Raw genomic sequence first — 8,430 nt, 5'->3', positions numbered from 1 at the left:
CCTGGGCTTTGTCGATGACCACAGCCAGCCCATCGATGTGGCCGGCGAGTCCGTCTTCCCCCTGATTTTGAAAACCTTAAAATAGGAGAGTGCCACAGATGAGCATTCCAGGCTTCTCACCCTTCCCTGAGATCCCAAAGCGCAGCACGCCGGAGGCGGATTTTGACGCCAAGATGTATGCGCTGTTCCAGCACTTCGCGACCACCCATCGCAATGAGCTCTTGGCCTTTATCGAGTTTTTGGAAACCAACTCCGTGGTCATCGGCGCCGCGCTGAACGGCACCACCATCGGCCTGAGCGATCCTGCGGCGGCGAAGTTCACCGATCTGGAGGCCGACAGCATTGGCGGTGCTGCTGTCATGCAAGATCCCTATGACGCGACAGCGGGCAGGTTGATGACTGTCCCTGCGTTTGGGCTGGGAATGAATGCTGGCGGGATCGAGACAACGCTTCTCGCTGCCGCGTTGAGCAATGGCATCTATCGCTACAGCGGCAGTGACCCGGATGAGCCTTCAGGGCATGGCCGCGAGGGGGCTGTCATCGTCTATCGCACGGGCGGGGCGCGCGTGCGGCAAGTGGCCTATGAGGGCAGCAGCGAGCAGACGATATACATGCGCCGCTCCGACGATGATGGCGCGAACTGGTCCGGGTGGCATGAGGTCCTTACGATTGATGAGTACGGGAGGATTGCGCGGGACATTGAGGTCAGAAACAGCGCTCCCGTCCTGGCCGTCACGGACAGTGGCACCGGGGTGAAGCATGAAATCAGCGGATCCTCCAGTGTCGGAAACCTCTACATCAGGACGGACCCGGACGAAACGCTGGAGGGGGCGGACCTGGTCATCGAGACACAGGGCAGGCGTCAAATCACTGTCTCAAAGGATGAGGTTGAGTTCGAGGTGCCGATCAAGGGCTCCCTTGGCATCGGTGCAGATGACCCTGTGGCTGCCCTGCACATAAAAGGTTCAGGCGTCCAGGACAGCCGGGCGGTGTTCCAGCGGGGCAATGTCACGGGGGCTGTCGGCATTGTGTCCTTTGATGTGTTGATCAGCGGTACAGGGTCCACCGGCGAAAACGGTGGGATCAATTTTTACACCGGTGGTATGTCCAATGCGCGGCTGGCCCCGGACGGGACCTTTCGTCCCGGCAATGACAACACGCAGCCCCTCGGGTTCCCCTCGTTCCGGTGGTCTCAGGTCTATGCGGGCACCGGGACGATCAGCACGTCTGACGCGCGCAGCAAGCAGGACATTCAGGGCCTGGATGCCGCCGAGCGCCGGGTGGCGGTGGTGGCAAAAGGCCTGCTGAAGAAGTTCCGCATGCGCGATGCCGTGGCTAAGAAAGGCGACACTGCCCGCTGGCACTTTGGCGTGATCGCCCAGGAGCTTGCAGCTGCCTTTGAAGCCGAGGGGTTGGACCCCTGGCGGTATGGCGTGTTGTGCTGGGATGAATGGTGGTCAGCCGAGGTGGAGATCCCGGCCGAGACCGCGCCGATCACCGATGAAAACGGCGTGCCGACCGGGGAGGTCGAAACCCTCGTGGAAGCCCGCACAGAGCTTCAGACCTTCAGCAGCGCCGAAAATGCCCCAGCGGGCGCAACGTATCACGACCGGCAAGGCGTGCGCTATGATGAGCTGTTCGCCTTTATTCTCGCAGCGATCTGAGGGGCAGAAGGATGGCCATGATTGAAAACGGCGATCGCGGGATCACCATGAACAAATCCCTTGCCTGGACGGTGGCCTGCGGGCTGGTCGGGGCAGGGCTCTGGGTCGGCATTCAGGTGGCGACCCTGCGCGGGGAAACCGCCGGTCTGTCCAGGACAATCAACGCCCTGCGCACGGATCTGACCGCCTCCGAAGCACGCCAGGTGACCCTGACCGCCCGCGTGCGCACCAATGAAACCGCGCTCGCGCGCCAGGATGAGCGCCTGTCACTCATCCTCTCCACCCTCAACAAGATCGACAACCGGCTCGAACGCATGGAACGCGCCCCGATCCGCTGATCAACCACCCGACATTCTGAAACCACCCCGCCTCGCCAAGGTCACCTTGCGCGGGGCGTTCTCATTTGGAGGCGTCATGACCGACATTCTCACCTTTGACACCCTGGAAAAGATCACGGGGAAGATCCCGAAAGTCAGCGCACAGGAGGCAAACGCCCGGTCGTTCCTGCTGTCGCTGAACACCTATGGCGGCGACCTCGGGCTGAACCGGCGGCACCGCCTGTCCTGTCTTCTGGGGCAGGTGCTGCTGGAAAGCGGGGCGTTTCGTTATGACCGCGAACTCTGGGGGCCGACACCGGCGCAGCAGCGCTATGACACCCGCACCGATCTCGGCAACACGCCGGAACGCGATGGCGATGGCTACCTGTTGCGCGGGCGCGGGCCGATTCAGATCACCGGGCGCTGGAACTATCGCGCGTTTACCGCCTGGGCGCGTGGCCTCGACCATACCGCGCCGGACTTTGAGGCCGATCCGGATGCGGTGCTGACCGATCCCTGGGAAGGGCTGGTTGCGCTTTGGTACTGGACCGCGCGGGGGCTGAACGCGCTGGCCGATCTTGGCGACGTGCGCGGGATCACCCGCAAGGTCAACGGCGGCTTCAACCATCTGGCAGAGCGGCAGGCCTGGACCGACCGGGCACAGCTTGTCTTGCTTGGTCATGCGCGCACGGATGCGCGCGCCTTCCAGCGCTCGGCAGGCCTGACCGTGGACGGGGTGATCGGCCCCCAGACCCGCGCTGCGCTGCATCAGGCGCTGCTTGCCCTGCCGCCTGTGTCTGCATCCCCGAAATCCGCGCCACGCCCGAACTGGCTGCAGCGCATCCTCGCCTTCTTCCGCGGTTAAGCGGCGGTTGGCGTTCTTCCCCCTGAAATCGAAAGGATAGACTGATGAATGACATCTTGCAGGAACTGCTGCCTGTGGCCCTGAGCGGGCTGAGCGTACTGTTGACGGCGCTGATCGGCAGCGCGGCCCATACCGCCAAACGGCGCTGGGGGCTCGACATCGAGGCCCGCCACCGCGACGCGCTGCACAGCGCCCTGATGAGCGGTATCCGCGCCGGTCTGGAGCGTGGCCCCAATGAGGCGGCGGAGGTCCTGATCCGCGAGGCCGTGGATCACGCAAAGGCCTCTGTCCCCGACGCGATCCTGCGCCTCGGGCCAAACGATCACGTGCTGCAGAACCTCGCCCGCAGCAAGTTGGCAAGCGTGGTGGGCGGCCTCATTCACTGACGAAAACGGACTGGCGACCATCGGCGCCAGTCCGCCCGAAGCGCCCTGGAGTTCGGATTGTGTTGCCTACCCAAGCTGTTCAAAATTCCCGTTCACATCTCCACCAAAGTGAGCCAAAAAATCTACAGAAAACTGGGCCAAGTTAAAGTGGTATCACTTGCCTTTCCGAGGCTCTGAAGCAGGGAGCAAGCGTGGCAGGATAAGGCGTGCGGCGTGACGGGTTTCCGGATTCACGTCGAGCAAGGTTGCCTCGCCATGAACGGCAGCCTTAAGCGCAGCATGGATCGGGGCATAGCGATTAGCCAGACGAGTCTCTTCGAACCAGTCGACCAAACGCTCGCCAAGTCCAGCCGTGATGGAGAGACGCAGCAAACGTTCCAAGTCATCGGTGAAATTCCAGCTCTCCTGCACCAAACCTCCTTGCAAGGCCTTGTTCAGATGCTCCGTGGCGTCTCCAAAGTTTCCTGCCTGAACGGCGAGCGCTGCATCCATCAATACACGCCCTTCGGTCGGCATATCTTTGAGATGGGGCAATGTCTCTCTCGCCTTGGATAGCTCTCTCGATGTAACATACAGCCAGAACAAGTTCCCGTAAGCCAAGACGTTGTGGCTCTCCGTCACGCTTTTCAAGAGCGCTTCAGCGCGGTATCCCTCGACGCCAGTGTCGATCAGGCGATTGGCTAGAGAGACCTTCGCCCGTGCGACCTGTTCCTGCAGCGGTAGGGCGTCGTTGTCGCAGTAGTGGGCGATGAGCAGGTCGTAGACCTCGATCTCTGCAGCAAGATCGCCGATCTGGCCCAGCGTGCCCCCCTTGTTGAGCATGGCCCGCGCGACCTGTTCCTGCAGCGGTAGGGCGTCGCTGTTGCCGTAGTGGGCGATGAGCACGTCGTAGACCTCGATCCCTGCCGCAGGATCGCCGGTATTGCCCAACGCGACCGCCTTGTTGAGCATGGCCCGCGCGACTTGTTTCTGCAGCGGTAGGGCGTCGCTGTTGCCGTAGCGGGCGATGAGCGCGTCGTAGACCTCGATCTCTGCCGCAGGATCGCCGGTATTGCCCAACGCGACCGCCTTGTTGAGCATGGCCCGCGCGACCGGTTCCTGCAGCGGGAGGGCGTCACTGTTGCCGTAGCGGGCGATGAGCGCGTCGGTGGCCTCGAGCGCCGCCGCAGGATCGCCGGTATTGCCCAACACGACCGCCTCGTTGAGCATGGCCCGGGCGACTTGTTTCTGCAGCGGTAGGGCGTCGCTGTTGCCGTAGCAGGCGATGAGCAGGTCGTAGACCTCGAGCGCCGCCGCTGTATCGCCGGTATTGCCCAACGCGACCGCCTTGTTGAGCATGGCCCGGGCGACCTGCTCCTGCAGCGGGAGGGCATCGCTGTCGCAGTAGCGGGCGATGAGCGCGTCGTAGACCTCGATCTCTGCCGCAGGATCGCCGATCTGGCCTAGCGTGCCCCCCTTGTTGAGCATTGCCCGCACGACCTGTGCCTGCAGCGGGAGGGCGTCGTTGTCGCCATAGCGGGCGATGAGCGCGTCGTAGACCTCGATCTCTGCCTCAGGATCGCCGGTCTGGTCAAACGTGATCGCCTTGTAGAGCATGGCCTGGGCGACCGGTTCCTGCAGCGAGAGGGCGTCGTTGTCGCCATAGCGGGCGATGAGCGCGTCGTAGGCCTCGAGCGCCGCCGCAGGATCGCCGGTCTGGTCAAACGTGATCGCCTTGCAGAGCATGGCCTGGGCGACCGGTTCCTGCAGCGGGAGGGCGTCGTTGTCGCCATAGCGGGCGATGAGCGCGTCGTAGGACTCGAGCGCCGCCGCAGGATCGCCGATCTGGTCCAGCGCGACCGACTTGGTGAGTATGGCCAGGGCGACCTGTTCCTGCAGCGGGAGTGTGTCGCTATCGCCGTAGCGGGCGATGAGCGCGTCGGTGGTCTCGAGCGCCGCCGCAGGATCGCCGGTCTGGCCCAGCTGGAACGCCTTGTTGAGCATGGCCCGCGCGACCTGTTCCTTTACTTGCGGGTCTGGGCTGTCGCTATACTGAGCGATCACCTCCTCGAATATCTTGAGCGCAGCTACACTCTCTCCGTCTCTACCGAGGGATACGCCCTTGTCGCCCATCTCATTCGCCTTTTTAGCTTCGGGCGAAGCCGGATAGTCTGCTACTCTCATGTCGTTGTGACGGGGCCCCGCCGACTTCATGCCGAGGCGCTCGCGCGCTGGCGCGATCTGCGTCGCCTGTTCGAACGCATGCAAGTATTCCTGGGTCCAGAGATCGAAGCGGCCCGTTGCGCGTGCGGTTCGACCGATTTCTTCCAACTCGTCTTTGCAATAAAAGCTCGATAGAAACGCGACGAGCCAGCGCATTCGCTGCTGAGTGCGGCGCGTTCCGTGCCGCATCAAGTACCAGATATTCAGGAACCGTTCGACGACCTGATGGCCCGCGTATGAGCCCGAGGTTTCGATCCGTTCAATCAGACCATCCTTGCGCAGCCGGGACAGCTGCGGCGACAGCGTCGTGGTCGGGATGCCAGTTATTTCAGACAGGTGCCCGGTGGTGACTGGGTCCCAATGCAAGGCGATGGCATCGATGATCGCCCGTTGCAAGGGGGTCTGATATTCTTCGACACGGGCCTTGTAATAAGGCGTGACCTCGTCCAGCAGCCGTTCTAGATCAGCCATCGCGCTGTGGGAGTCCTCGGTCTCGAGGAGGCGATATGTCAGGGCTAGGATCCGAGGGTTGCCACCGGTCAACCGGTGAATAACACGGAGCCGTGCGGGATCGGTGTGCATTACATGGAGAACGCGGCGCCCGACCTCGCCGCGCTGTTTTGCGAGAACTCGCATACAGGTCTCGGCTTCCGGCAGCTCCAGGGGCTCAAGGTAATAGGGTTGGAAGAACTCGTAGAAGGCTGCCTCGCGGTCCGCGGTTTCTTTCAGTGACTGGGTTGCTGCACCGACAAGGATTGGCCCGCCCCGCGCCTGCAAGCTGGCGCGCAGGGTCCAGCGGTCCTCGTCCTTGAGCGCATCCAGAATCAGGTCGAGGTTATCGATGAGCAGAACTGCCCGTTTGCCAAGCGCATGCATCTCCGCCTCGAACTGCTCTGCGGCGGCATCGTCGCTGTCCCAACTGCTTGAGAAGACTGCGTCGTCAAGATGCTCCGCCAAGTCGTCGCGGCCTTGGCTTTCTGCCCATCCAGCGAGGGATTCTCCGCAGTTGCGCCAGAAATCCTGCAGTCGCAGTACGTTGTATTGCTCTTCGCGGAACATAAGCGGGACAAAACGGTCCGACAATTCGTGATCGCGCTTTATCTCAATCGCCATGCGACGCAGCAGAGAGGTCTTTCCCATCCCCCGCGTGCCGATCAGGATTTGGTGCTGCCCGTCGTCCTCTGGTCCGACTGATTTCAAGCGGCGACACATTGTCTTGAGCGTATCGCGGCGCGCCACGAAGCTGCCGACGAAATCATCGTCATTAAGGATGGTCTGATTGTAGAGCGTCGACTGCGGGATCACGGCAAATCCGCCTCGTACTGCTGCCAGTAGCGACGGATCAGGCCGGACCGGAACCTGTAGCGCCCTTCGGTCAGGTCAGTCAGGCCATCGCTTTGCAGGATGTCAAGAATATCTCGCACGGCTTTCGGTTTGGCTTGGGCCATGGCAGCCTGCAACGTTTCCAACGTCTCGCCATCCGCAGCGGCCGACACACGGTCCAGCACCCCGCGCGCGAGATCACGATCGGTCTGGGGCAAGTTCTTGTCGATGTGCTCGCGCCAGACGGCGAACTCGGATTTCCGGGTCGGCTCAAGAAGTTTTTCCATGGCGGCTTGCAGGTCCTCCGGCTTCGCGGTCAGCGTGCCGTCTTGTTCGGGTCCAGATGGGCGCACTTCATTACCGACCAGCTTGAGGTAGTAGGGCGCTAGCCAACCCAGTTCTTTGAACAAAATCTTGAGGTCTTCGTCACTGACGCGGAACTGGTGGTTGAACCCCATCTGCGTGGCCGGATCACGCAGAAAGGACCCGGCTTCGGCTTCGTCGAACGGCTCGAGGATGAACGTGGTCAGATCCACGAACGCGCCGCCAAGGCTGAATCGTTCGGCCACAAAGTTCAGGCCGATCGAGCCGGTGAATAGCCAACGGACGTTCGAGTATTCGGCCTGCAGGTTCCTCAGCTCGTAGAAGAAGTCCTTGGCGTCGTCCACATTCTTCTCTGCGAAGCCTAGGACGAAATATGCGATCTCGTCCACGAAGATCGCTGACCGCCCTTCTTCGTTCTCTAGCGTTTTCAAAAGCGCGTCCAAGAAGGCCACGGGATCGACTTGGCCGATCGCGTTGATGGGGTTGGTGCCCCAATCTCCCCCGATCAATGCATCGAGCCGGTTGTTGAATGCTGCTTGCAGACCTGACTTTGTGGGCAACTGACTTTGAATCTTCTGGCACAGGCGCCGCGCGAACTTGTCCGGAGTGGACATGCCTTGGACATCAACCTCGACGATCAGCCAGCCCTCTTTCCGCATGTCCTCCGCGAGTCTGTTGATTGTCCAAGTTTTTCCGATGCGTCGGGGGGCAGGCATGTGAATGTTCTGTCCGGCTTTAAGCTTGCGTTGCAGCATGCTGCGCTCTTTCTCTCTGCCGTGCATGAATTTATCCCGCCATGAATTAATTCCAAGATGAATAATTCCATCGGTATTCGAAGTCAACTGGCCTGCGCCCCTAACTAAGCGTCTCCGAGATAACGGTTCTCTGCGCATAGCTGACTTTGATGCAAGGCGCGGCATCCCCAAGGCCAGCTGCGCAGTTTTGAAGGTCTGCTAACGGGAAGTACTTCGCGTTCGGAGCAGTGCCTTCACGGCAAGCTGCATGAATGTCGTGGCTGAGCTGTTCCCCGGCATTCTCTCTCGACACGAGGATAATATAGTAAGAACACACGTTCAACGCTGCCCTACCTTGGACTTGGCCGACATGGTCCCTGACTGCTAGACATGGGCGCGTGAAGGCGATGGAATAAGCGCGCGAAATGGTGCGGGCTGAAGTGCTCCGCACAATCCAATCAGTTTCAAGATCGATTGGGCCAGCAAAGCTATATTGAAAGAAAGGCCCCGCCATAGTGCGGAGCCTCGTCGCTTTTCGGGCATGGTTTTCTCTGGTCGATGCCAGAAATTGATGCGGTCGCTTAGGTCGCCACTGCACAGGTATCTTCGGGAATT

The 8,430-nt window shown here is 61.3% G+C and carries 6 protein-coding genes; 4 read left to right on the top strand and 2 right to left on the bottom strand.

The genetic code is table 11. From position 1 onward, the window contains the following. Positions 1–98: 98 nt before the first annotated feature. The 4 genes from MHM97_RS05255 (at position 99) to MHM97_RS05240 (ending at position 3,232) form a co-directional block, all read left to right on the top strand. Complete coding sequence (locus MHM97_RS05255) at positions 99–1,664, top strand: tail fiber domain-containing protein (protein WP_239320321.1); 1,566 nt, start codon at positions 99–101, stop codon at positions 1,662–1,664. A gap of 11 nt (positions 1,665–1,675) precedes the next feature. Beyond that, the gene (locus MHM97_RS05250) at positions 1,676–2,002 is read left to right on the top strand and encodes a hypothetical protein (protein ID WP_239320319.1); all 327 of its coding nucleotides are present in this window, start codon (positions 1,676–1,678) and stop codon (positions 2,000–2,002) included. Positions 2,003–2,078: 76 nt separating this feature from the next. After that, entirely contained in the window at positions 2,079–2,846 is a 768-nt protein-coding gene (locus MHM97_RS05245; RefSeq protein ID WP_239320317.1) for a peptidoglycan-binding protein, read from the top strand. A gap of 44 nt (positions 2,847–2,890) precedes the next feature. Further along, positions 2,891–3,232, top strand: coding sequence for a hypothetical protein (locus MHM97_RS05240; protein ID WP_239320315.1), 342 nt, complete (start codon positions 2,891–2,893; stop codon positions 3,230–3,232). Positions 3,233–3,385: 153 nt separating this feature from the next. On the opposite strand, the gene MHM97_RS22845 is transcribed toward MHM97_RS05240, so the two are convergent. Both MHM97_RS22845 and MHM97_RS05230 read right to left on the bottom strand, forming a co-directional pair. After that, on the bottom strand, positions 3,386–6,739 hold the full coding sequence (locus MHM97_RS22845; RefSeq protein WP_239320314.1) for a tetratricopeptide repeat protein: 3,354 nt from the start codon (positions 6,737–6,739) through the stop codon (positions 3,386–3,388). Next, a complete protein-coding gene (locus MHM97_RS05230) occupies positions 6,736–7,863 on the bottom strand; it encodes an AAA family ATPase (protein WP_255729341.1) in 1,128 nt (375 codons plus the stop codon). The genes MHM97_RS22845 and MHM97_RS05230 overlap by 4 nt, the downstream gene beginning before the upstream one ends. Positions 7,864–8,430: the final 567 nt, after the last annotated feature.

Source organism: Epibacterium sp. Ofav1-8, from assembly GCF_022348185.1.
Lineage (GTDB): Bacteria > Pseudomonadota > Alphaproteobacteria > Rhodobacterales > Rhodobacteraceae > Epibacterium.
This window is presented reverse-complemented; position numbering and strand designations above follow the sequence as displayed.